Raw genomic sequence first — 20,213 nt, forward strand, 5'->3', positions numbered from 1 at the left:
TGAACCCGTAATAGGCCTACTTCCCAGTCTTCCACACCTCAACGACTTCGCCGCCCTCAATGACCTGTTGACCGTCCTCGTCGTGAACGTGGCCGAGTAAATGGCCGACCTCCGTGACTTCTTCCACGAGTTCGAGTTCGATTCGGTAGTTATCGACGCTGAAGTAGTCTATGTCGCCGTCCTGCCCGTTGTATTGCGCGTTTTCCGTGATGAGTCTGAGAGGGCTGCTGTCGATGTAGACGTGCGCTCGATCTCCTTCGCTCAACTCGGCCAGTCGGATGGGTTCGTCGTTCGTCATTGTGGGGTGATGTCCGTTATCGTAAATCGTTCTGCGCCGCCGTTTTGAAGCTTGATTTCACGGGTGATTTCGGTCGGTTGAGCGTCGAAGCTGGCCATCCAGACCGTTGACAGGGTATTGATAACGCTGTCATCAAAGGAGACGGTGTAGCCCTTCTCTTTGACGGTCACATCGGTTACTACCAACTCTTTGTCGGGCAATCCGTCGATTTCGAAGTGTAGTACGTCGCCGGGTTGAGCCGCTTCCAGTACGGCTCGTATGGAGTCAGTCATTCAGTACCACCAAATTTTCGGCTACTCGGGGTTTAGTTCCGAGGGTATCGGTAGTGGCCCTACTACGGGTTGGTGTCGGTGTCAAAACAGCCGCAACAGGTTCTCGGAGTTCTTACCAAACAGACGGCGTTACTCGACCCGTTCGATGGCGGCCCGCTTCGCCGTATTCAACCGGGCGCGACCGTCTGCGAGGTCCGCGTCCGGTTTGAACGTCACTCCCTCGTCGAACCGGTACTCGGTTGTTCCGTTCCACGTCTCCACGCGAATGAGATGGGCTTCGTCCTGTTCGACGTGCTCGTTATCGCTGAGATCGACCGGTATCATCGTGTGTCGAGTTGCGTCTGCGGGGTGTGTTCGCGGGCCGTGACACCGCCCGTATCGGCGTCTTCCGTGGTTCCGAGGTCGTACCCGGCGGCTTCGAACATGACTTTCTCGAACGTCGTCTCGCGGAGCACGCCACCGCTGAAGAACTCCGGCGTCAGACCCGAGTGCTCGGCCAGTACTTCGGCGGGTTCCAACTCGGGGTTCCCTTGTTTGAGATGGTATACGTCTGTGACTTGTTTGAGTTCGTCGGCGGTTAGGAAGTCGACGCTCTGGAGTGTTTCAAGGTTGTCTGCGATACTTTCGGGGTCTTCTGTTTCTCTCTGTGTCATACAGGGCGGGGTTTCCGCTGGGTATGTAAGTGGGTCTGCCCTCTACTCGTGGCAGCCCTCGCTCTCCGGGGTAGTAGTAGGGTCCGGGGTAATGATCCCCGGGATGAACTTGTAGGGTGTGCGGCGCAATGCCGCTGATTACGGTGTCTCGTGGACATTACTTAATACTGGGCTTTCTGATGGTAATCGGGGGTGTCGGTGTTCGCTATGAAGGGGGTGTTCCCCTCCAGAGTGATACTGTGGGTGTTGGGCCTGTCGACGCTGGCCTGACCCATGGTGTGCGGTATGGTTCCGGCGCTGTTGCTGTTGCTGTTTTCTCTGCTGTATTTATTCTTCTTGAGGAGGTCCCCTGTGGGGGCCTCCGCTATTCGGGGTAATCTTGGGTGGTTCTACGGTGACCTGTTAGTGTTGTTTCTTCGATGATTCAGAGGTGTTCCTTTCTGCGCTATACTCACTCCCATCCATTACTCGGGGGTTGGGTAGAGTATTATTGACGCCGCCCTTTGAGACCGGGTTCTGTCCGGTCCTCTGCCCACACTCTCGGGCCAGTTATTTACCTAGTGAGCCAGTAGGAAAAGTAAGGATGGCTGATAAGTCAAACATCACTCTCACCGTGAACGGGGGTGACAAGATTGAATTGGATTACTACGAGCAAATGGTTGTTGGCGCTCTCGCGGTGGCCGACGACACCCCGGTAGAAACGGGTGATGTGCGGCAGTACGGGGCCGACTACTGGAATGATCGTCCGTCGTCGAAGACGGTGCGTCGGCGCATGGATCGGCTTCAAGACCGAGGGATTGCTCGGACGTGGCAACTGGACGAGCACCCGACTGTGGAGGGCCGTGAGCCGCCTCGTGTGGTTGATGTTGACCGTCTCGGTGAATCCATTATCGAGCAGTACGGTGACGTTCTGCCGGGGGAGAGCGAGCCTGTGGTGGACCGTGTGAGGTCGGTTGAGCAGAAACTGAGCGAGGTACAGACTGAGTTACAGGCATTCGAGAACGAGGACCTGCCGGAAAAGGTGGCCGATGCACAGGACGAGTTGGCCGGTGTACGCGACGACGTGGACGGATTGGAGAAGCGGATGTCTCGGATTGAAGAAGAGTTGAACCGGTTGGATTCAGCCCGTCAAGACCACGGAGAGGCACTCGACCGTCACGAGTCGCAGATTGACAAACTTTTTCGGGGCAAGTCGAAGCTCGGGAAGGAGTTGAAGACTGTGCAGGAGGATGTAGAAGGGCTTGAGAAGGACGTAGAGCGGCATCAGTCGCGGCTGGACAGTTGGACGGAGTGGTCGAAGGATGAGCACACGGAGGCAGACATGGGTCGCGTGATGGATGTGATGGAGGGGCAGTTCCGTGACGAGCGTTCGCAAAAGGAGTTCGAGCAGGACGGGTTGTTCAGCCGGTTCCGCTGAACACGTTTCGTTCATTGAGTTGTGCTAATCGAACCTCAATTAGTGCATTGTGCTGAACCGGTTGTGTGGCATTCATTGTTCTCCGCGACTGTCGTTTAAGTACCCGGGGCGGACGAACGTGTATGGGGAAACCTCCCGAAGAAGACATCCTTGACTGGATTGACATCGACCTCAACAGCACCGACCAGAGTATCATTCACCACATCTACGAGTGTGGGCACGCTAACGCGGCCATCATCGCGCTCTCCGTGGAGAAGTCACAGCAATATATTCGGCGCCGGATGAAGCGAATGACCGAGCACAACGTCTTGTACGAGGTGTCTCCCGGTCTATACGATCTCCCGGTTCAAGCGAAGCGATACCTCCCCACGAGCGAGTTCGACTACTACTCGTACACGGGACGGTAGAATCACCCCTCTGTTTCTTCTCGAAGCTCTGACCAGTAGCCCCGGTACTCCGACTCGATAGCGACGGGATCGAGGTCGGGTATCTTGCTCCACGAGATACTAGCTATCTGGTAGCGTCTGCGGTCCGTCCATGTCCACGTCTCTCGGAGATCGTGTACTTCTGGGGCCGTCATAGTGGCGAGGTCAACAATCCGCCACGACTGCTGTGTGAGCGGCTCGTACACCGCAAAAATGTAGCGGTCTTGCTGGTTCTCGTCAAGGTGCTCGGACCGGTCAAGCAGTCGCTCATGCTGTTCTCGACGGAAATTGAAGCGACCACGGTTCGCGTTTGCATCTCGGACAAGACAGGTTCGGATTTCGCCAAGTATGTTGACGGACGGGTATTTTGGAAGCATACATAAGGGGTGGTCGGGGTCAACGGTGAGTTCAGCAAGTCTCACGTCCCCGTTCGGGGGGTGGCTAGCCGAGTGCCAGATATGGAGAGCGACCGCTCGTTCGATGCCTGCCCATGGGTTGTTTTCATCGGGGTCAAACTCGTCGGGAGCGGTGACTATCTGCCTGTCGCGGTTGTAGTCGTAATCGTCGGCGGTTATGTCTGCCATTGTGTTGAGGAGTTGACTACAAGCTAAAAAACGTATTCCGTGCAGAGTGGAAGTATAAGCGTTGTACGGCACGTTTTCCGATAATGGAACTGGGCCTACTACGGGTTGTGTCCGGTGGCTGCCGCGCTGAACCTTATACGGGAACCTCGTCTACGAATCAAGTGCGACCCGGACACGATAACCATCGTTTGGCATCATCGGCAACGTCGCGCTTGTCTGTTCGGCGTCTTGGGTCAATCTCTCATTTCCGGGTCGCCATCCTTACGTTACTCACTTTCTGACCAGCTTTCGCCGATCTCTGGGAACTGATTCACCAATACAGCCACGAGCGACTCTGCGGGGTGTTCTCGACTGTATAGGTCGCCGATGTACCTGCCGTACTTCCCAGTTTTGTACGTTCTCGCGATGAACGGCCATTCGCCACCGTGTGAGTGGGTTTCTGCGCCAATCCATGAGATGGCGTAGTCCATGTGTTCGTGCCCGGCTTCGTACTCGTCTGAGTCTTTTTTGACCCCGTACATTTCAGCGGTGTCGATTCCTTTGAGTCGGAGCCGGATTGTGCGGGTCATGTTGAACCCGACATCGACCTCGATGTCGAGTGTGTCGCCATCAATCACGTCCACGACTCGGGCCGGGTATTCCCGGTACTCGTCGAACGTCCTCATCCGCCACCACCCCGGAGTTTCCGGTAGGATTCGACGGCTTTGCTTCCGAACGCCCATGCGGCGCCGATGAACAGGGCGGCGACCCATGCGCCCCATACGTACTCGGGTACGGTTGCGTGTCCGATGGCGTCGAGTCCGAGAATGATTCCGGAGCCGAGGATGAGGATGAACGCGAGGAGGTCGTTTGTGTAGTCCCATCTGGTGGCGGTGGTGTTGGTTACGTTGTCGTCCGGGTCGGAAGAACCCGTAGTAGGGTCGTCTTCACTCATCACCTCCACCTGCTCGGAGAAGCGTGTCAATCTCGACGCCCGTGCCCTGCGAGTCGATTACTAAGGCCTGCCCCCCGGGTTGAGACGGCTGGTTAGCGGCCTCGTGGTTGAGGTCCGGGTACTCTTCGATGTCGAACGTCCAGAAGGCTGTGAGGTACTCCATGTGCTCGTCTGCCCACGAGGAGACCATTGCCTTGTGGAACGCGAGAAAGCGTTTCTCGGCCCGTGTCTCGGGTTGGAGAGCGATTCTCTGTGGGGCGACGTTACTCTTCATCATCACCACCTGTTTCATGGTCGTCTATGTCGTCGAACACGAGGTCACCCGCTGCCTCGCGACGGATGCGCTTGCCGTTGGCTTCGTCCGCGATATACTCGGCGAGGGCTTCTGTGCGGTCGATGCGAGTGCTTTGCTCGTCCAGCTTCTCCCCTTGCTGGTCGATCTTGTCTTCGATACGGTCGAACTGTTCAAGCGCACCCGTGCTTGTTTCCGTACCGAATAGGGCGTCGCTGTTCGATTCTGCGCTCCGATACGTGCTGAGTGCTACACCGCTCGTGAAGCCGACGATAGCCAGTACAAGACCGGCCAAAGTCGCAGCGACGAGTGGGTGAGAAATGAACGAGTCAAGCGTTCCTCCAGTTGATTGTAGTGCTATGCGTGTTATCAGATTCATGAATCATACGAGTTTGAGTGAATGAATTACGGGCGTTGAGCCGTCTGCGGCGCGTTCAATGCTTATTTCGAGTCGGAAATCCGTGTGATAGTAGAAGTGGTCTACGTAGTATTCCGACTCGCCCTGTTCTAGTGATACCGTGGCTTTCTCGTTCGCTGCTACGTCGGGAGTGCCGACGACGGTCACATCCACCGATCCACCGTTCAGTTCCACGTCAGCCACGAGATCGGGTTGGTACTCGCCGTTGAACGACTTGGTCTGCGTGACGAGCGTGCCGTTCTGCGAGAGTGACTGATACGTCAGGTCGTCAAACCACATATTGATAGCGCCGCCTGTCGTCCAGCCGCCGCTGTATTCCCACACTTCAACCGTGTCAATGTCAACCCCGTTTTTCAACGGTTGGTCGGCACGAGTCTCGACGTGGCCACTCGTCATGTCCTCCATTTCTACGTCGTACTGACCGTTCTGCCAGTTGAATGTGAGTGTGGTCCTCACCCATCGATTGTAACCGTCACCGTTGTAGATTTGTGTGAGGTTATCCCCGTCGCTCAACATCCACTCGGGATTGTTCGTAGCGTTTCCGAGTTCGTACTGACCGTTAGAGTTCTTGAAGCGAACACCACCACCATACGAGCCGCTACTGCTTTCTTGCCAGTACCACTCGATAGTGTCGGGTTTCGGACCGCCTTCCCACGACATAGACGGTGTTCCGTTTTCGACTTTGAGCGATGCGTCACCGGTGTAAGCGCGGTCTGTGGCTCGGTTGAACGACCCCCCGGACCACATCTCAACTCCGTCCTCAAAGGACTCCACCACGTCTGTCTGCTCTTGCGAGACGGTGAGGTCGCTATCAGGATGGCCGAGACCGGTGGAAGAAATCGCGTTATCCCAGTCTTGTTTGCCTCGCCATGGCATAGGCTCGACCGCTCCTGCGGCGATGATTTTCGTGGCTTGTTTTGGGGAGCGGAAGGGTGACCCGCCCATGCTAATGCCGCCTGTTGAAGCGTTGTATCCGCCTCCGGACGGCGTTTCAGCGTCAATGACAACTTTGCCGGTGTCACTAGACATTGGCGCGATGGTTTCCTGCTCGTCAATGGACGAGTACCACGTCAGTTCGGCGTCTCCTTGCACGACCTCTTTCGTGACGACAAAGAACTCGTTGTACCCCTTACTAAGCAAGTAGAGTTGCGCGATGCCGTCGCTGTTAACTCGCGCCGGGATACCGAGCCCTTCAGGGATTACCCAGTCAGCAGCCGCGAGCGGTCTGTTCTCGGTGTCGACGACACGCACCCGGACTTGGTCGAACATCGAGGGGATAACGATCCCGGCGTCCGGGTTGATGCTCGTGTGAGCCGTTGGTCGAGACAGGACCGGTTTCCCACCCGAAACGGTTGAGAGCGTGCTCGTTGAAGCCTCACGGGCAAGGACCGGTTTCCCACCCGAAACGGTTCCGAGAGACACGTCTGTGGTTGTCTGTCGGTTCAGGACCGGTTTATCGCCAGAAATGACGCTCAGACCCGTCAAACTACGAGTAAACGAGTTCGCGGGTTTGCTCCCGTCTGTGGCTGTAGTCGTGGTTTTCGCTTCTGTATATGCTACCATGATACGAAATTAGACCGAGAGCGTCACATTTTCATGCCGAAGTCGTCGGCGATACTGTGTGCTTTGAGGATGGTGTACACGTTGGTTCCACCAGAGTCCTGCACGGTGTCGAGATGTGCGCTCGTCGAGTCGGAGTCGTCCTGAATCCACAGGTCGTGTGTGCCGATGAACGCGTCGTGCCCGGCGTCGTTCTGATACTGTGACGAGCCGACGACGTTCGGTGTGAAGTACGGGTAGTTACTGTAGTTCGCGTCGGGATTTACTTGACCGGACGCTGTGATAGTGGTCTGAGCCACGTCGTCATTACTTGCTGACACGAAGTTCCAGTACGTTCTCACGTTGGTGTATCGATCTCCTACGTTCTGGAGTCCGCTGAGAAGCATCGCGTAATCGCCTTCTCGGTTGGCTGCGTTGTCGTAGTTCCAGATTTTGTTGAGTTCGGCCATACCGAGGGCCATGTCCCCGTCTGCACCGTCGCCCTCTTCACGTTCGAAGTAGTATACGAATCCTTCAGCGTCGCTGTAATACAGCCAGTAATTTCCTGTCGAGGTCAACTGAATACTCGCGTAATTAGTATCTGTTCGAGGTGCCCAACCACGGTATTGGCTGGGATCGTTGGCGTACTGGTCGTTCCATGTAGTGTTGGCCACATCGTAGTCAGGACCGTACTCAATCACCACCCCACCGTCATTGTTCACACTCCAGCGTACGTCTTCGCCGGTTGGTGTGGTGAGGCAGAACGAGTCCCCGTTAGTGAGGGCTGTGGCCCCAGCGGTAGAGTCGTTCTTGAGCGACCAGTTCGTCATGCTACTAACCTTGTCTCGAACGTCTGCGAGCGATTCTCCGAATGTTGCTGTAATGTTATTGTCGAATGTCATGATGTTACTCTTGAGCCACCAGATAAACCGTAGCGTCGCTGGTGTCCGACGCTGTGGGTGCTTTCTTCAACCACACAAACGCGGTGTTGAGTGGTGTCTCGCCGCTACCCATCCCGAACGGCGAGTCTTGAGTTCGAACGAGCAAGTGGTTCCCCTCGTCCTCGGGTGTCGCAAACGCAACGACAAGATCGTCGTCCGTTCTAATCGACACTTGTGCCGCGAGCAGTCCGAGAGGGAGGCGGGTGAACTCTTCTTTTGACTCGACCCGAATCGGGTTCGGGCCATTCGAGAAGTAGTCCGCCGTGTTCTCATCGGACGGTCTACTCGTGCTGATGTTCTGCGTTCGGTTCACGACTACCTCGTCGGGTGTCTGTGCGTCTGTAGCCACGCCTTGAGCGATTGCTCGTAATAGGCGAATGGCTTCGTCGTCGTTATCTGTGATTTGGAGACTCATGTTTGGTTAGTCACCTCCTCCGAACTGAAGGAAGACGGCGAGAAGGACGATGCCGATAATCAGCATCGTTGCCTTGTCCAGCGTCGCATTTAAGCCGTTGTCCGACCCGCTGCCAGAGTTGTTTGCTTTCTGTGCATCCAACGCCTTGTCGACCAGTTCTCGCTTCTGGTCGGCTGTGAGGAACTCTGAGGACAGAATGTCGCTAATCGTCTGCGACTCGTCCGCAGCCTCACTCGCTTCTGAAGCGGCCTGCTCAGCGTCCAAGTACCCGCTCCCAAGGTCGTAAATGCCGAGACCAGCCCCGCCGAGAAGCCCGTACTTCCCGGCGGTTTTGAGTGAGTCGGTGAACCCGTCCCCGGCGTCGGCCAGTTGACGAGCCCGAGACTCTCCGATATCGTCGATGATTCGGGCGGCGTCGTCCGTGGATTTTCCAAGCGCGGTTGCGAGGTCGTCCACGAGTCCAGCGCCCACCATTAGAGACCACCCTCGTAGTAGAGATAGGCGGCGACTCCGATGATTGCGGCTCCGGCGGCCATGCGAGCGTTCTTCCCGCTCATGAACCCGCCAGAGTCTTTCTTATCGGCTTTCCCGGTTTGTTTCTGCATCTGTGAGGCCGACGGTCGACCACTCGATGCAGGGGGTTTCTGGCCTTCAGGAGCCGTTTTCCGTTTTTCAAGGTAGGCTCGGAACGCTTCTACGACGGCTTCTGTGCTGTCGAACGTGTACCGTTCCCGGACCACTTCCCCGTCGGCGTTGATGAACGCGAGATCGCCGCCCACCTTCCCAACGATAACGAACTGTTTTTCGCTGTTTTCGGAGTGTTGACGGGCGAGCACACGCCATCCTTGAGGCAGGTCTTGTACCTTCTGCCATTCGGACCAGCCACCGGTTGCGTCCTTGTCTTCTTTCTGTGCCTCTTTCTGGGCTTCAGCCCAATTTTCGAGAGCGGTTCGAACAGCGTTTTCGCTAGACAGGATAACCTGCTTCGAGACGACTGCCCCGCTCTTCTGAAGGTGTTCAGCGGCGTCGTGAACGCGGAAGTGTACGTTCCCGTTACGGTTTTGCTGGGCTTTGATACTCCAGCGTTTGGCCGAGGTGACGGTCTGCCATGGACTCCATTCATCGGTAGGTGTGCCGGGACCGCCAGCGCCTCCGTCGTCGGAGCCGCCAGAACCGGACCCGTCACCGCCACCACTACCGCCACCGTTTCCGCCGGTGAACTCGTTCAACGCGGTTGCTCCGAGTAGCCCCCCGGCTGCCAGTCCGCCGCCACCGAGGGCGAGCGTGCCACCGGTTCCGAGGTCGTCGAAGAATCCGCCCGTATCATCAGACACGGTCGCGCCCTCGTCTGTGAGACCACCGAAATCGTCGATGGTTCCGGTGAGGTCGTCAACAGACTGTTGGAGTTCGTCCGTGGACTGTGAAAGGTCGTCTACGAACGTGTTGGAGTCGTCGAGAACACTTGTGAACTCGTCCCCGGTGCTGGTAATGTCGTCCAGCGTGGGTCCGAACTCGTCTGTGCCGCCACCGAGGTCGTCGGTGACACCGGTGAACGCGTTCTCGAATTCTTTGGTTGTTGCTTCGATTTCGTCCGCGAGCGAGCCGCTGCCCCCGGTGAAATCGTCCGATACCTTGGCAATGTCGTCGCTACCCCCACTAAACTCGTCGAGGTAGCGACCACCAGCACCTAATAGGTCGTCTGATGCGCTTAAAAGTCCCATATTTGCGTTTCCTGCGCCTTTGAGGGCGGCGCTACCCGATTGGGCGATTTCGTCTGTGAGGCTCGCGGCTGTCCCGCCAACGCCGAGCGTGGCTACGTCGAACGCGGTCAATCCAGCTTCAACAGGCCCGAGTGTTGCTTCGGTCCCGCTTTCAGGGTCGTCAATATCGACACCTGTACCGGCCTTGAACAAGGTTTTAGCGGGGTCGGCGACAATGGCTTCGAACAAGAATTTCTCGGCCCCGTCAGCCGCTCCCCCGTCGTTGATTGTTGAGTTGATTGCGTCCCCGATCTCACCGCTGCCTTCAGCGATCCGCTGTGCGAATTCTTCGTCGCTAATCTCGTCGCCTTCGATGAACTCTGTCGGCGTTTTAGCGGCTTCTCTGAGACCGTCTTGAACGCTAAAGTTAGAGTTGTCGAGTGTGAGGTCGGCCACAGCGCGAAAACCTGCGTCAAGGTTGTCTGCGTCCGTCACACCGGCTCCGAAGAGTCCAGCGTTCGGATCGTACTGCTCTTGCAGGTTCGCGTAGGTTTCTGACTGTTGGAAGTCAGTAATGCCGGTCACGTCTTTTGCACCGTCAACGACACCCCCGCCTTCTTCGTCGTCGAATTGCCGGGAAACGGTCTCGTCAACGGAACCGAATGCGTAGTCGGCTATGCCTTCGTCCGTGTTCTCGTTTGCGTCGTCTTCAGTCGCGTTATCGACTTGTAGACGGGTGTTGTACGAATCGAGGAAGTCTTGTGTGTCTTCGCTGGATTCGGCGCTCTCGGCGTCTTCAGCGGCTTGTGTGAACTCGGCTTGAGTGGTGTCTGAATCCCTACTACGGGTTTCTTCTTCGGCCTCAATCTCTGAAGCCAACTGCGTAAAATCAGCCATGTCAGCATCAGACTCGTCACTATCCGACTCTTCGTTATCCGTTCCAGCATACGAGATTGAGCGCCACTCCATGAGTTACAGATTGTACGCGATGTAGACGAGGGCAGCCGTCTGCACGACAAGGAGCCAAAACTCAATGTCTCCTTTTTCCATGCTGATAACGGCATCAGCGTTGAAGCCGCCACTCGACTGCTGTTGCTGTTGCTGTGCCGCCTGCTGTTGCGCCGACGCCCCGTAAGCGTCCATGATGTCTTGTTCCACGCTCATGCGAAATCACCCGCTTGAACGCGCTTCAAGAACTCATAAACATTAACGAGCGCCGACAACGTGAGCAAGGCGGCCAGAATCTCATCAACGCCTTCCGGTAAATTGAGGATTCCAGCCATTGGAACCACCAGTTAGTACGTTACCGTACACTCAAGTTCGATAGTGGAAGCGTACGCGCCCGGGTAGTCGGCGTCGTCCCACACGACCTGCGCGTCGGACTCGACAAGGAACGCGATTTTCTCGTTCGGACCTGCCGAAATCGCGCCGTTCAGACGTACAGCGTTCCGCTTCGACTGCTGGTCAACGTCCGCAAAGTTCCGAAGCCCTACACCGAAGTCGGTAAGTGTCCCTTCACGGTCGTCGAACTGGCTCCGTCCTTCAACTTTGAACGTCCCATCAACGATGACTGGGTACACGGCGTAGTCGTTTCCGCCGGTGAAATCGGCGGACGCGATGGTTACTTCGTTGGCCGCGTAATCGACGGACTCGATAGCGACCTCGCTACCGGCAGTCGTGTCAACAGCGACAGCGACCGGGTACGGCTGGTCCTCAATGGCTTCTTCGCCAGCGATGGCTTGGATGTCAGTCGAAAGTGAGAGCGTTGCAGCTCCAGCGCCAGCGAACGTTTCTTTCGCTCGGAAGCGCCCGCGAATCTGGTGCTGGTCGCCGCGATACGCAATATTGTCGTGTCGCTCGGGAACCGTCCAAACAGCCGCTTCAGACTCCGCGCCGGAAGCGTTCTGAGTGAGTGATACGTCGGCTGTGTCGCCGGTCTGCGTCAGAATAGTGTTAATTGTAGTCATTCTTGAATCACCTTATTGGCTGTTCTGCTCGACCTGCTGACGCACGTCGGCGGGGAGGTCGTTCTTCTTCTTCAGTCGGACCGCAGGAGCGACCGGACTCGTGTTGTCCCCGATAACAAGGTTCGACGTGCTCACGTCGAGGTCAGAAGCGCCGGACGGCACGTCGACATACACGTGAACGTGCTGTTGCTCGTCCGCGACAAGCGTCTGCGTGGTGACACGCATCTTGTCGGGTTCCGAGCGCATCTCGCTGTAGTCGAACGCGCTCATGGCCTCGCGGAAAGCGATCTGGCCACCGAGAGCGTTCGACTGCCGGTCTGCTTTCTGGACCTTTACGGTCGAAGCGTCGTCGAGTTCGTCACCGTTCGCGTCCACGAGAGCGGGCGCGACAGCGGTTCCTCGGCGAATCGTGAGGACGTAGCCCTTCGGGATCGTGAAGTCGTACGCGACTCCTTGTGACCCGGCTGCAACGTCCGCAGACTCGCAGAACGGGAGATCGTCAGTCAGTTCAATCTGTTCCTCGGCTGTGTTAACGATTTCAGTCATAATTTATATCACCAAATTTTAGGCCGTAGGACTCTGAACGACCGGAATCATGTCATATACTCCGGCCTCTTCCGCGACCTCGCCGAATGCGACGACCATGGACCCGAGGGCCATGGGTCGCGCATACTTGTCCGGGAGAAGGACGAGCATGATTGCTGCGACCAGAACCGTGTGAACCGTCTCTTCGAACGGAATCCCGAGTTCTGGGATGAAACCTTGCAGGACCTCACGACCGCCGTACGTGAAGGCCGCGCCAGCGAGCACAAACCCTGCGGACTTGTGAAAGCTGGCTGATGTCAATGTTTGCGTTGCGTCTTCGTAATCTAGCATTGCTACACCCGACTGGTATGGCTTGTTCTGCCTTAAGCGGCGAATTTCACCGTTACCAGTAGAGATATATAGGTGTATTTTGGAGTTTCAGGCTCGATTAATGCGGAATTAGCCATTAACAAGGGTTTGAGAGGGGCTGCCGGGTAAATAGGGCGAAATACTTTATTAATACAGTTCTGACGTTTTGGTAGTAGCAGCGTGTCTCAGTATCAGGTCTACGTGGGGTCCGAACTTTACACGATTCTCGTCTCACACCAGCGGCAATTAGAGCGGCAGAGAGGTGAGAACGTGACAGAGCGGGCCGCTCTCGTGGATATGCTGGATGATGAGCACCTGAACAGATACCAATACTCGAACAACATGACATGCCCTTATTGTAGCGGAGGTGACAAGGTCGTAAAATCAATCAAGGACGAACCCGGTAGAGGGAACCCGTACCGCCGGATTTGCGCCGATTGCAACAAACACATCAACATGGCGTCACGGACTGAGTGGGAGCAATCCCAGAAGCAACTCGTCCTGCCCGTGAACGCCAACGATCCTGTCCCTCTCGACGACTATGACGACGACCCAACTGAAGCCGTCTCTGAACCCGATGAATCGACTGCTGAACCAACACCCGCCGAAACGTTCCCATGCCCGTACACCGGGTGTGACGGCGTTCTGAGCGGTGAACCAGACGAATGCCCCGAGTGCGAGGGCGAGCTTGAGTGGCAATGAGTAAGAAAGTTGTCGCGGCCAACGAAGCCGGTTCTGAAGCACAGTTCGACCCTGATACGGGGAGTTCCCCGGACACCGGAGAGGGCGGAGACGAGAGCGGCCTGCTGGGTGGGTTCTCATTTTCGCCGTCGAAAAAACAGATGATGATGGTTGCGGTCGGCGTGACCCTTCTCGTCCTCGCGTATTTCTTGTGGTCGAACACCCGGGAACAAGCCCGTAGTAGGGCCACCGAAGACACGGCCACAACAACCGACGACGGCACACTCGTGGAAGCGTCCACCGACGAAGAACTCGAAGACAGCGGCGTCAAACCCGCCAACGAGTACGACAATCCCGGGGACTTCGACGAAGCCGTCGCCGACGCTATCCACGGCCAACAACCCCACCCCAAAGACGACTAGTAAAGCATGAGCAAAGGACCTGTAGCCGTCCAACAAGAAGAAGACGGCAACGACGAACAGGAGGAACCACAAGCGGAACCAGAACCAGAAGAACCCGAGGAAGAAGAAACCGACCTGAACGAGATTTTCGGCGACGGCCCCGACATCGACGTGAGCGAGGAAGACATCGAAGACGGGACGGTAGGCGTTCAAACCGCTGATTTGAGCGGTTCGACTGACACTGACACCTCTGACACCGACGAGGAGGAAGAAGACAAGGAAGACCCTGCCGGTGACTGGTTCGACGACGTGGACGACGCCGCCAGCGGTGACTCAGAACAAGCAGAAGACGACACAGACGATTCTACTGACGGCCCCGACCTTGGAGGCCTTGAAGGCTTCCTGCAGGACACGGAACCGGACAGCGAACTCGGCCTCATTATTGAGCGGTCGTTCGTGGGAATCGCCACGTTCGGCATGGAGTCGAACCCGGACGTGACACAAGAGGAAATGGAGACGATGAGTAGCGAGCTTCAACGAGTGGCTCGCATCTCGAATTTCGGCGACAGCGGCGCTCGCTTCGCTGATGAATACATTCTCACAGATAGCGAGGAACCGATTGACCCGGCGTACGCGTTCGCTGGGAGCATGGTTGTGATGCTGGCCGCGACCGTGTACCTGCGCCCTGACATCGACCACGAAGACGGGTTGCAGTCCGTGATGCAGAAAGCGAAGAACGCGACGAATACGAACGACACAGACGCTAACAACGGTGATTCTGAATGAAAGAACGAATGATGAAGCAAATGATGCATATGGGAGGTAACGACGTAGAAAAAATGCTCGTAGAAAGCGGTATCGCGGCTGCTATCGCCGATATTCTCAACTTACAAGCAATGGACATGAGAGCACTCGGAGACGCCGTCGACGTTGACGTTCCAGCGTCACAAGTGACCGAGGAAAAGGCTGCCGAGATTCTCGTTAAGATGGTTCAGCAGAACCCTGCGCTGTTGATTAAGAAGGCGAACGAGATGCAGGACCGTCGGAATCGGGTGATGCGAGAACTCATGGCTAAAGAAGAGTTTGAGCGGTTGGAAGCGGCTAAGGAAGAGTACGCGATTAGCGCGTACAACGCTACCCCGTACGACCCAACGGAGGGATCGGGTGATGACTAAATGGCGCGAGTCTTGTGTTTCGGTCGCGCTGGAACCGGTAAGTCGTGGTGGTGTGGGTGGCTCATCGAGCGCGTCGCTCGCGATTTTACGTACGCTATCCACGTCGATCTGGAAGATGAAGAGATCGGGTTAAGCGTCGAGGGAGGCCTCTACACGACACTATACGTTGATGAAGACATGTTCAACTCGGACACTTTCCGCACCTCACTCAAAACGGTGCTTAAAGAACACCGATACATTCGTGTTGTTCCTGAAGGGTTGAACGAGGAAGAACTCACAGAACTTACAAGCCGGTTAGCGGACGTAGCGATGAAGATAGGAGAGAATACCGACGACGACACCGGCATTTTCTTTTCTGTTGACGAAGCGCATCAGGTAGCGCGTGAAGGCAAATTAGACGACCGACTCAATCGACTGGCAACCGGGTCACGAAAACAGATTGTTGAGTGGCTGTTTGCGACGCAGCGCCCGCAACTGATTGACAAGACCGTACTCACGCAAGCCGATTACCTCGCTTGCTTCGAGGTCAAAGACCGGGACATGGGAAAGATTCAGAACTCGGTATCGTATCCGGTCAATCCCGCGAACCCGGACGACTTCCCTGCTGAAGATGCGAGTGGGTTGGACAGTCTCGGGAAACGCCGGTTCATGTTTGAGTCGATGGACAGCGGTGCGTACGCTTGTATCGATACGAACACACTCACTCGACACCATCCACACATGGCCGGTGATGACGGGATCGCGAACGAGGTTCTCGACGGATTGCTCGAAGACTCAGAGTAAGCCCTACTACGGGTTTGTTTTTACTTTTGAATTAGTAATAATCAGCTCCAACCCTCGGGGTTCACCCGAATATTTTCCGACGCAGAAACCGGGTTAGTCGAGGTCGCCCACGATACGGTCAACGAACCCGCCGAGAGTCTCATCCTCGTCCTCGGGATCGAACCCGTACGGCAGATGATGGCACTCGTGACAATCCCCGTGCATCGCCTCAAGCATGTCCCCCATCTCGCGATGGAACTGCTCCAGCCGGACGAAGTGCCACATCGCTTGCCCGTGGTCGTCGCGGATCGAGTTAATCGACTTTGCCGCCGACTGAGCGTGGTCCCACTCCTCCTGCATCGTCTCCATCGCGTCCTGCAACTCCCTCATCGCGTTCGTGTACCCCCGGAAATTTTTCCCGAGCGTGCCGCCGTCCTGCCCATCGATTAGTTCCTCGTCCGGAATCTCGATACGGCCATCAGTCCCCCACTCCGGTTGAACGTACTCGTCGCCACCGTCACCGGGAATGATGCCGGACTCCTCAATCGAAAAGGCGTTGAGGTTCGACTGTTCAGCGCCGGGAGGTGTGCCGAACCCGCCTTCTTCCTCGTCTTCGTCGTCTTCTTCTTGTGTCTGTGCGTCTTCGATTTCGTCTGCTGTTCTATCGTCGATAAAGTTCATTGTCTCGTTGTCTGTGTCGTCGTTGTCTGTGGTTTCTTGCACCTCCTCGTCGTCCGTGTCTGAACCCGTAGTAGGGTCCTCATCACGCACACCGATACTGTCCGCGACACTTGAGCGGTGCATCGGCATAATCTCCTCTTGAGCGTCCTCCCACACGTCTGCGAGTTCGTCCGGTGTCGTCGCCCCGTACTCATCCCGGAACGTTTCAGCGGTCGCCTCACCAATCCCAGAAAGACTTGTGAGCGCCGACAAGTCCGACTGCTCCTCATCCTCGGAATCGTCGTCGGTGTCGGTCGTGCTGGCCGTGTCAACCGCGTCAGGACGGTCCTGCTGGCTAATCCACGTCCCCGCAACGTCAACTGCGTCCTCGACCGAACGCCCGTTCTCAACCGCGTCAACAAGCCACTCAAGCGCGTCACCGCTTTCCGTGCCAATCTCCGAATTAACCACCTTGTGCGAGTTCTCAACCATGCGAGCGGTCGAAGCATCCGGCATGTTCAGCGTGCCGTCACCACCGGCCTCAGTGAGTTTGATGGGGGTCGTGAGGTCGTCGCTCACCGTTGAATACACGGTGTCCCGGGCGTTGTTGACCGCGACCATGATGCGCTCAGATGTAACGGGTACAGGGTCTACGGGGTCGTACTCGGGCACGTTCTGGAACGCTTCGAACTGTGTGCCCGGGTCCTCCAACTCGGCGGTGTCGTCGGGTTCAGGGGCGTCCTCGTCACCATACAGGTACACGTCCGACCCAACCGGCTCCGGTTCAGGGTCCGGGTCCGACTCTTCCGCTGTGGCTGGAACGAAGAATTTGACACCCCGGTATTCGGCGCTCAACGCTCCGGAACCAGTCCCGCTTGCCAGTTTCCACCGCCTACTCACCGGCCCATCTCGAAGGTCGTCCGTATCAATCCGGTACGACTCTTCACTCCACTCAACAGATACGGTTTTCCCGGATTCAGAGACATCAGCCTCGATCTCATACGCGCCATCGTACTGGCCAAGACTGTTAACATCCTCTTGGGCGGTCATGAGCGTAACCGTCTCTCCTGCCGGGAGTTCCGGGTCCGGGGCAACCTCATACCCGGCCACCGTCTCTACATCTGCCCCCTCCTCATCGTCTTCTTCGGGGTCGGTGTTTTCGGCGATCTCGTCCGGGTTCACCGTCTCTATTTCACCGTCACGGATTTTACGGGCGAGTTCTACCGCATTGTCTTGCGCTTTTGTTCGGGTTCCGTACGTGTTCCATGTCACCGCACCCGCCGACACGAACCCTCCTTCAACCGGGTCACCATCCTCGTCGAACGGGTACACGTCAACAATGAACTCGTCACCTACCGGCTCAACAATGATTCCTGTTCCGACCGATTCGGGGTATCCCGGTGTCGGCTCGTCACGCTTCCACGAGTGAGCGCCGTCCTCAGTTACCCGGTAACTCCAACCATCGAGAGTAAGGCGGTCAGGGGCCGTAGTGTCGGGTTCAGGGTCCCCGTAGACCAGCAGTTCAAACCCGCGCAAAACCACCTCAATCTCGTCACGATTGAAGTTTCCAAGCATATACTCCTCAAACGCTTCCTCAGGCTCTTTACCGTACAACAGATCATCATCTTCAACGTCATGAACTGCATCAGCGAACTTACGTTTCAACGTCTGGCCAACGTCAAGACTCTCATCAAGAGACTCCCACACGTGACGGATCACGTTATCATCGCGTTCATAGTGTTCATAGTCCTCAGGAATCGAATACTCTTCAACTGCCTCTACAAACCGCTCTGTGAACTCCTCACGCCACTCACTCCCACCGGAAGAAACTTCTCTGACGACCTCGGGAAGACTCACATCACCCCCAACCTCAAGCACACCTCGCTCAACACTCACCGAACCGATCCGGTCGTCGGAAGACAACTCCTCAATGAACTCGTGAGCATACTCAGTTGAAATACGCCAGTTATCCCCGGTCCACTTCTGACCGTACTCCTCGTTGTCAGCATCTTTAATCGGGTCCTTCGATTCATACGGCGAATCAATCAGCGTATACTTCTCTGAATCGCCGAGGAACAAGTGATTTTCAGCTTTCTCACGAACCGCGTCATAACCGTCACCCTCATACACGAGCAAGTGGCCAGATGCAGGAACAGCGTCCGTAATCCGTAACTCAGTCACGTACCCGTGAGTTTTCCACGGGTCACGTGCAATAGACTGCAACGCCGAGAACTCACCGCTCTCATCAGTCGAATCATCGTCCACTCGACGAATCAGTTTGAGGTCGGTATGACCCTTCCCGGTTTTCTGCACCAAGTAAAAATCTTGTTCGACTGAGATCGCCCGACTGAGATCGTGACCATTCCACTCGCTCCCAAGGTCTTCAACTTGTTCAACCTCAAACTCAGCTTCGTATTCTTTATCTTCGGCAGCAACCCGGATAGTATCCCCTTCTTTGACGGCTCTGAACGCCTTAGAAATGTATTTCTGTGTTTCTGCTACACCCTCAGAAACCTCTCGTGTAGGGTCGTAAATCGACTCCATTTCAGCCGCCTTCTCATACGCTTCCTCTTCTGAAATGTCCTCGAACTCTCCGTCTCCCCGGTAAACGACGTAATCATCTTTGTAGTTAGCGCCACTATGTGTATACCGTCGTGACCAGAGCAGGTCTCCTTTTCCAATGGTGGCACTTCCACTTGCTCGGTTCGATGTTTTCGGTGATTGAGACGCCACAAGGTCCGTGTCGAAGTCCGGCTTTCCCGGGTGTTCCCCCCGGACAATGCTCACGAAGTGTTTATTTCCCTTCTCACTCTCAATGACAATTTCATCATCGTCGGAGAGAGTCACGTCCCAATCCCCGACAAACGGGTTCGCAATCTGATTACTCATTCTTGCCTGAATCTTACCTACAGAACGGCTTAAACGCCGAATTTCACTATCGGAGCAGCCAATACTATTAATTCCGTGTTCTCAGGTTCAGAATCGTCTCTACCCCCGGAATCCACCCAAATGAATACGAAATAGGTGGCTGCTCACCGCGAACGTGACTGCCGTTTTACTATTGAAATAGGTAGCAACACACACATGCTACCAGAAGAAGACATAGAACACCTTGACGCCGAGGAACGAACCGCATACATCGTCGCCGTTACTGGCGTCTCACGCGCCACAGAACGCCTCACAGTAGCGTACAGGATTGGTGAAGGTGACGGTGAGCACGAGAAAATCAAAGTCACCAGCCCCAACTACATCGTTCTCTATTCGATTGAGAAACTTCAGGGCGCAGAGTCGATCTCTGACGTAGAAACCGCGATTTACGATGCATGGCCCGCACCAAAGCACACCGAGGACATCGGAACAGTAGACTGGCGAGAACCAGAAGTTGAAGAGCCATGAGCGCCCCCCTGCCACCAAGCGCGTACGCGGCCATGGCCGTCAAACTACTGACCCCTGTAATAGTATTAGCAATAGTATTCCTCATCATTCGCTTCGCAGTCAAACTGTACCGTGTTGGCTGGCCCGTGTACGTGTACGAGCGCGGTCGGTGGACACCCAAGCCCGTTGCGGCCTTACGTGCCTTAGACGCCGCGTTACACGCCACAGACGCAGAAGTTTACATGGCGGTCTCACACCGGAAGAACCAATGACTCCGTTATTCGTGTGCCCGGGCATGACACCGATTAACTGCTGGGCAAACATCCAAATGCTCGTTGGATTGTTTACTATTGTATTGCTATTCGTGGTGGGGTTGGCGCTCGTGTTAGACCACTACCAGCCTCGGCGCT

Annotated in this window: 28 protein-coding genes; 8 read left to right on the top strand and 20 right to left on the bottom strand. The window is 56.0% G+C overall.

Features of this window, described 5'->3' with window-relative positions:
- Positions 1-16: 16 nt before the first annotated feature.
- The 4 genes from DVK00_RS02760 to DVK00_RS02775 form a co-directional block, all read right to left on the bottom strand.
- Positions 17-298: a hypothetical protein gene (locus tag DVK00_RS02760; RefSeq protein ID WP_121577202.1), complete on the bottom strand. Its 282-nt coding sequence runs from the start codon at positions 296-298 to the stop codon at positions 17-19.
- Entirely contained in the window at positions 295-570 is a 276-nt protein-coding gene (locus DVK00_RS02765; RefSeq protein ID WP_121577203.1) for a hypothetical protein, read from the bottom strand. Before DVK00_RS02765 ends, DVK00_RS02760 begins: the two co-directional genes overlap by 4 nt.
- A gap of 129 nt (positions 571-699) precedes the next feature.
- A complete protein-coding gene (locus tag DVK00_RS02770; RefSeq protein ID WP_121577204.1) occupies positions 700-894 on the bottom strand; it encodes a hypothetical protein in 195 nt (64 codons plus the stop codon).
- On the bottom strand, positions 891-1,223 hold the full coding sequence (locus DVK00_RS02775; protein ID WP_121577205.1) for a hypothetical protein: 333 nt from the start codon (positions 1,221-1,223) through the stop codon (positions 891-893). The genes DVK00_RS02770 and DVK00_RS02775 overlap by 4 nt, the downstream gene beginning before the upstream one ends.
- A gap of 583 nt (positions 1,224-1,806) precedes the next feature.
- On the opposite strand from DVK00_RS02775, the gene DVK00_RS02780 reads away from it, so the two are divergent.
- Together DVK00_RS02780 and DVK00_RS02785 are read left to right on the top strand one after the other, a co-directional pair.
- A complete protein-coding gene (locus DVK00_RS02780) occupies positions 1,807-2,640 on the top strand; it encodes a hypothetical protein (RefSeq protein ID WP_121577206.1) in 834 nt (277 codons plus the stop codon).
- A gap of 122 nt (positions 2,641-2,762) precedes the next feature.
- The gene (locus DVK00_RS02785) at positions 2,763-3,047 is read left to right on the top strand and encodes a hypothetical protein (protein ID WP_121577207.1); all 285 of its coding nucleotides are present in this window, start codon (positions 2,763-2,765) and stop codon (positions 3,045-3,047) included.
- 2 nt (positions 3,048-3,049) lie between these two features.
- Here the strand turns inward: DVK00_RS02785 and DVK00_RS02790 are convergent, their stop codons facing one another.
- The 15 genes from DVK00_RS02790 to DVK00_RS02855 form a co-directional block, all read right to left on the bottom strand.
- On the bottom strand, positions 3,050-3,649 hold the full coding sequence (locus DVK00_RS02790; protein WP_121577208.1) for a hypothetical protein: 600 nt from the start codon (positions 3,647-3,649) through the stop codon (positions 3,050-3,052).
- Positions 3,650-3,915: 266 nt separating this feature from the next.
- Positions 3,916-4,314 carry a thermonuclease family protein gene (locus DVK00_RS02795; protein WP_121577209.1) on the bottom strand — a complete coding sequence of 133 codons (399 nt, stop codon included), beginning with the start codon at positions 4,312-4,314 and terminating at the stop codon, positions 3,916-3,918.
- On the bottom strand, positions 4,311-4,583 hold the full coding sequence (locus DVK00_RS02800; protein ID WP_121577210.1) for a hypothetical protein: 273 nt from the start codon (positions 4,581-4,583) through the stop codon (positions 4,311-4,313). The genes DVK00_RS02795 and DVK00_RS02800 overlap by 4 nt, the downstream gene beginning before the upstream one ends.
- Positions 4,576-4,857 (bottom strand): hypothetical protein, encoded by a 282-nt coding sequence (locus DVK00_RS02805; protein WP_121577211.1) that lies wholly within the window; start codon positions 4,855-4,857, stop codon positions 4,576-4,578. The genes DVK00_RS02800 and DVK00_RS02805 overlap by 8 nt, the downstream gene beginning before the upstream one ends.
- Positions 4,847-5,170 carry a hypothetical protein gene (locus tag DVK00_RS02810; RefSeq protein ID WP_121577212.1) on the bottom strand — a complete coding sequence of 108 codons (324 nt, stop codon included), beginning with the start codon at positions 5,168-5,170 and terminating at the stop codon, positions 4,847-4,849. Before DVK00_RS02810 ends, DVK00_RS02805 begins: the two co-directional genes overlap by 11 nt.
- An 87-nt stretch (positions 5,171-5,257) precedes the next feature.
- A complete protein-coding gene (locus DVK00_RS02815; protein WP_121577213.1) occupies positions 5,258-6,562 on the bottom strand; it encodes a hypothetical protein in 1,305 nt (434 codons plus the stop codon).
- 317 nt (positions 6,563-6,879) lie between these two features.
- Complete coding sequence (locus tag DVK00_RS21130; protein ID WP_147435863.1) at positions 6,880-7,410, bottom strand: hypothetical protein; 531 nt, start codon at positions 7,408-7,410, stop codon at positions 6,880-6,882.
- 328 nt (positions 7,411-7,738) lie between these two features.
- On the bottom strand, positions 7,739-8,188 hold the full coding sequence (locus DVK00_RS02825; protein ID WP_121577215.1) for a hypothetical protein: 450 nt from the start codon (positions 8,186-8,188) through the stop codon (positions 7,739-7,741).
- Between the two features lie 6 nt (positions 8,189-8,194).
- Positions 8,195-8,662, bottom strand: a complete 468-nt coding sequence (locus tag DVK00_RS02830) for a hypothetical protein (RefSeq protein WP_121577216.1) — start codon at positions 8,660-8,662, stop codon at positions 8,195-8,197.
- The gene (locus DVK00_RS02835; protein WP_147435864.1) at positions 8,662-10,785 is read right to left on the bottom strand and encodes a hypothetical protein; all 2,124 of its coding nucleotides are present in this window, start codon (positions 10,783-10,785) and stop codon (positions 8,662-8,664) included. Before DVK00_RS02835 ends, DVK00_RS02830 begins: the two co-directional genes overlap by 1 nt.
- A 75-nt stretch (positions 10,786-10,860) precedes the next feature.
- Positions 10,861-11,052: a hypothetical protein gene (locus DVK00_RS02840; RefSeq protein WP_121577218.1), complete on the bottom strand. Its 192-nt coding sequence runs from the start codon at positions 11,050-11,052 to the stop codon at positions 10,861-10,863.
- The gene (locus DVK00_RS22195; protein WP_255410805.1) at positions 11,049-11,171 is read right to left on the bottom strand and encodes a hypothetical protein; all 123 of its coding nucleotides are present in this window, start codon (positions 11,169-11,171) and stop codon (positions 11,049-11,051) included. Before DVK00_RS22195 ends, DVK00_RS02840 begins: the two co-directional genes overlap by 4 nt.
- 12 nt (positions 11,172-11,183) lie before the next feature.
- On the bottom strand, positions 11,184-11,855 hold the full coding sequence (locus DVK00_RS02845; protein WP_121577219.1) for a hypothetical protein: 672 nt from the start codon (positions 11,853-11,855) through the stop codon (positions 11,184-11,186).
- Positions 11,856-11,867: 12 nt separating this feature from the next.
- Positions 11,868-12,401, bottom strand: a complete 534-nt coding sequence (locus DVK00_RS02850; protein WP_121577220.1) for a hypothetical protein — start codon at positions 12,399-12,401, stop codon at positions 11,868-11,870.
- Positions 12,402-12,419: 18 nt separating this feature from the next.
- A complete protein-coding gene (locus DVK00_RS02855) occupies positions 12,420-12,731 on the bottom strand; it encodes a hypothetical protein (RefSeq protein ID WP_147435865.1) in 312 nt (103 codons plus the stop codon).
- Positions 12,732-13,205: 474 nt separating this feature from the next.
- Between DVK00_RS02855 and DVK00_RS21135 the strand changes: the two genes are divergently transcribed.
- Genes DVK00_RS21135 through DVK00_RS02880 form a run of 5 tightly spaced genes read left to right on the top strand, consistent with a single transcriptional unit; the run spans position 13,206 to position 15,789 of the window.
- On the top strand, positions 13,206-13,451 hold the full coding sequence (locus DVK00_RS21135) for a hypothetical protein (protein WP_147435866.1): 246 nt from the start codon (positions 13,206-13,208) through the stop codon (positions 13,449-13,451).
- The gene (locus DVK00_RS02865) at positions 13,448-13,852 is read left to right on the top strand and encodes a hypothetical protein (RefSeq protein WP_121577223.1); all 405 of its coding nucleotides are present in this window, start codon (positions 13,448-13,450) and stop codon (positions 13,850-13,852) included. Before DVK00_RS21135 ends, DVK00_RS02865 begins: the two co-directional genes overlap by 4 nt.
- 6 nt (positions 13,853-13,858) lie before the next feature.
- A complete protein-coding gene (locus DVK00_RS02870; RefSeq protein WP_121577224.1) occupies positions 13,859-14,617 on the top strand; it encodes a hypothetical protein in 759 nt (252 codons plus the stop codon).
- 29 nt (positions 14,618-14,646) lie between these two features.
- A complete protein-coding gene (locus tag DVK00_RS02875) occupies positions 14,647-15,006 on the top strand; it encodes a hypothetical protein (RefSeq protein WP_158598809.1) in 360 nt (119 codons plus the stop codon).
- Positions 15,007-15,789 carry an ATP-binding protein gene (locus DVK00_RS02880; protein ID WP_121577226.1) on the top strand — a complete coding sequence of 261 codons (783 nt, stop codon included), beginning with the start codon at positions 15,007-15,009 and terminating at the stop codon, positions 15,787-15,789.
- A 93-nt stretch (positions 15,790-15,882) separates the two neighbouring features.
- On the opposite strand, the gene DVK00_RS02885 is transcribed toward DVK00_RS02880, so the two are convergent.
- On the bottom strand, positions 15,883-19,317 hold the full coding sequence (locus DVK00_RS02885) for a hypothetical protein (protein WP_121577227.1): 3,435 nt from the start codon (positions 19,315-19,317) through the stop codon (positions 15,883-15,885).
- Positions 19,318-19,512: 195 nt separating this feature from the next.
- On the opposite strand from DVK00_RS02885, the gene DVK00_RS02890 reads away from it, so the two are divergent.
- Positions 19,513-19,824, top strand: a complete 312-nt coding sequence (locus DVK00_RS02890; protein ID WP_121577228.1) for a hypothetical protein — start codon at positions 19,513-19,515, stop codon at positions 19,822-19,824.
- The last annotated feature ends 389 nt before the right edge of the window (positions 19,825-20,213 follow it).

The organism is Haloarcula sp. Atlit-47R, from assembly GCF_003665985.1.
Lineage (GTDB): Archaea > Halobacteriota > Halobacteria > Halobacteriales > Haloarculaceae > Haloarcula > Haloarcula taiwanensis.

Excerpts from the sequence above, each read along its gene's own strand:
- DVK00_RS02795 (WP_121577209.1), bottom strand. The coding sequence starts at position 4,314 with ATGAGGACGTTCGACGAGTACCGGGAATACCCGGCCCGAGTCGTGGAC.
- DVK00_RS02830 (WP_121577216.1), bottom strand. The coding sequence starts at position 8,662 with ATGGTGGGCGCTGGACTCGTGGACGACCTCGCAACCGCGCTTGGAAAA.
- DVK00_RS02890 (WP_121577228.1), top strand. The coding sequence starts at position 19,513 with ATGCTACCAGAAGAAGACATAGAACACCTTGACGCCGAGGAACGAACC.
- DVK00_RS02780 (WP_121577206.1), top strand. The coding sequence starts at position 1,807 with ATGGCTGATAAGTCAAACATCACTCTCACCGTGAACGGGGGTGACAAG.
- DVK00_RS02880 (WP_121577226.1), top strand. The coding sequence starts at position 15,007 with ATGGCGCGAGTCTTGTGTTTCGGTCGCGCTGGAACCGGTAAGTCGTGG.
- DVK00_RS02840 (WP_121577218.1), bottom strand. The coding sequence starts at position 11,052 with ATGAGCGTGGAACAAGACATCATGGACGCTTACGGGGCGTCGGCGCAA.
- DVK00_RS02875 (WP_158598809.1), top strand. The coding sequence starts at position 14,647 with ATGGGAGGTAACGACGTAGAAAAAATGCTCGTAGAAAGCGGTATCGCG.
- DVK00_RS02760 (WP_121577202.1), bottom strand. The coding sequence starts at position 298 with ATGACGAACGACGAACCCATCCGACTGGCCGAGTTGAGCGAAGGAGAT.
- DVK00_RS02805 (WP_121577211.1), bottom strand. The coding sequence starts at position 4,857 with ATGAAGAGTAACGTCGCCCCACAGAGAATCGCTCTCCAACCCGAGACA.
- DVK00_RS02855 (WP_147435865.1), bottom strand. The coding sequence starts at position 12,731 with ATGCTAGATTACGAAGACGCAACGCAAACATTGACATCAGCCAGCTTT.
- DVK00_RS02870 (WP_121577224.1), top strand. The coding sequence starts at position 13,859 with ATGAGCAAAGGACCTGTAGCCGTCCAACAAGAAGAAGACGGCAACGAC.
- DVK00_RS02800 (WP_121577210.1), bottom strand. The coding sequence starts at position 4,583 with ATGAGTGAAGACGACCCTACTACGGGTTCTTCCGACCCGGACGACAAC.
- DVK00_RS02785 (WP_121577207.1), top strand. The coding sequence starts at position 2,763 with ATGGGGAAACCTCCCGAAGAAGACATCCTTGACTGGATTGACATCGAC.
- DVK00_RS22195 (WP_255410805.1), bottom strand. The coding sequence starts at position 11,171 with ATGGCTGGAATCCTCAATTTACCGGAAGGCGTTGATGAGATTCTGGCC.
- DVK00_RS02885 (WP_121577227.1), bottom strand. The coding sequence starts at position 19,317 with ATGAGTAATCAGATTGCGAACCCGTTTGTCGGGGATTGGGACGTGACT.
- DVK00_RS02790 (WP_121577208.1), bottom strand. The coding sequence starts at position 3,649 with ATGGCAGACATAACCGCCGACGATTACGACTACAACCGCGACAGGCAG.
- DVK00_RS02845 (WP_121577219.1), bottom strand. The coding sequence starts at position 11,855 with ATGACTACAATTAACACTATTCTGACGCAGACCGGCGACACAGCCGAC.
- DVK00_RS02770 (WP_121577204.1), bottom strand. The coding sequence starts at position 894 with ATGATACCGGTCGATCTCAGCGATAACGAGCACGTCGAACAGGACGAA.
- DVK00_RS02825 (WP_121577215.1), bottom strand. The coding sequence starts at position 8,188 with ATGAGTCTCCAAATCACAGATAACGACGACGAAGCCATTCGCCTATTA.
- DVK00_RS02765 (WP_121577203.1), bottom strand. The coding sequence starts at position 570 with ATGACTGACTCCATACGAGCCGTACTGGAAGCGGCTCAACCCGGCGAC.
- DVK00_RS02775 (WP_121577205.1), bottom strand. The coding sequence starts at position 1,223 with ATGACACAGAGAGAAACAGAAGACCCCGAAAGTATCGCAGACAACCTT.
- DVK00_RS02865 (WP_121577223.1), top strand. The coding sequence starts at position 13,448 with ATGAGTAAGAAAGTTGTCGCGGCCAACGAAGCCGGTTCTGAAGCACAG.
- DVK00_RS02815 (WP_121577213.1), bottom strand. The coding sequence starts at position 6,562 with ATGTTCGACCAAGTCCGGGTGCGTGTCGTCGACACCGAGAACAGACCG.
- DVK00_RS02850 (WP_121577220.1), bottom strand. The coding sequence starts at position 12,401 with ATGACTGAAATCGTTAACACAGCCGAGGAACAGATTGAACTGACTGAC.
- DVK00_RS02835 (WP_147435864.1), bottom strand. The coding sequence starts at position 10,785 with ATGGCTGATTTTACGCAGTTGGCTTCAGAGATTGAGGCCGAAGAAGAA.
- DVK00_RS21135 (WP_147435866.1), top strand. The coding sequence starts at position 13,206 with ATGGCGTCACGGACTGAGTGGGAGCAATCCCAGAAGCAACTCGTCCTG.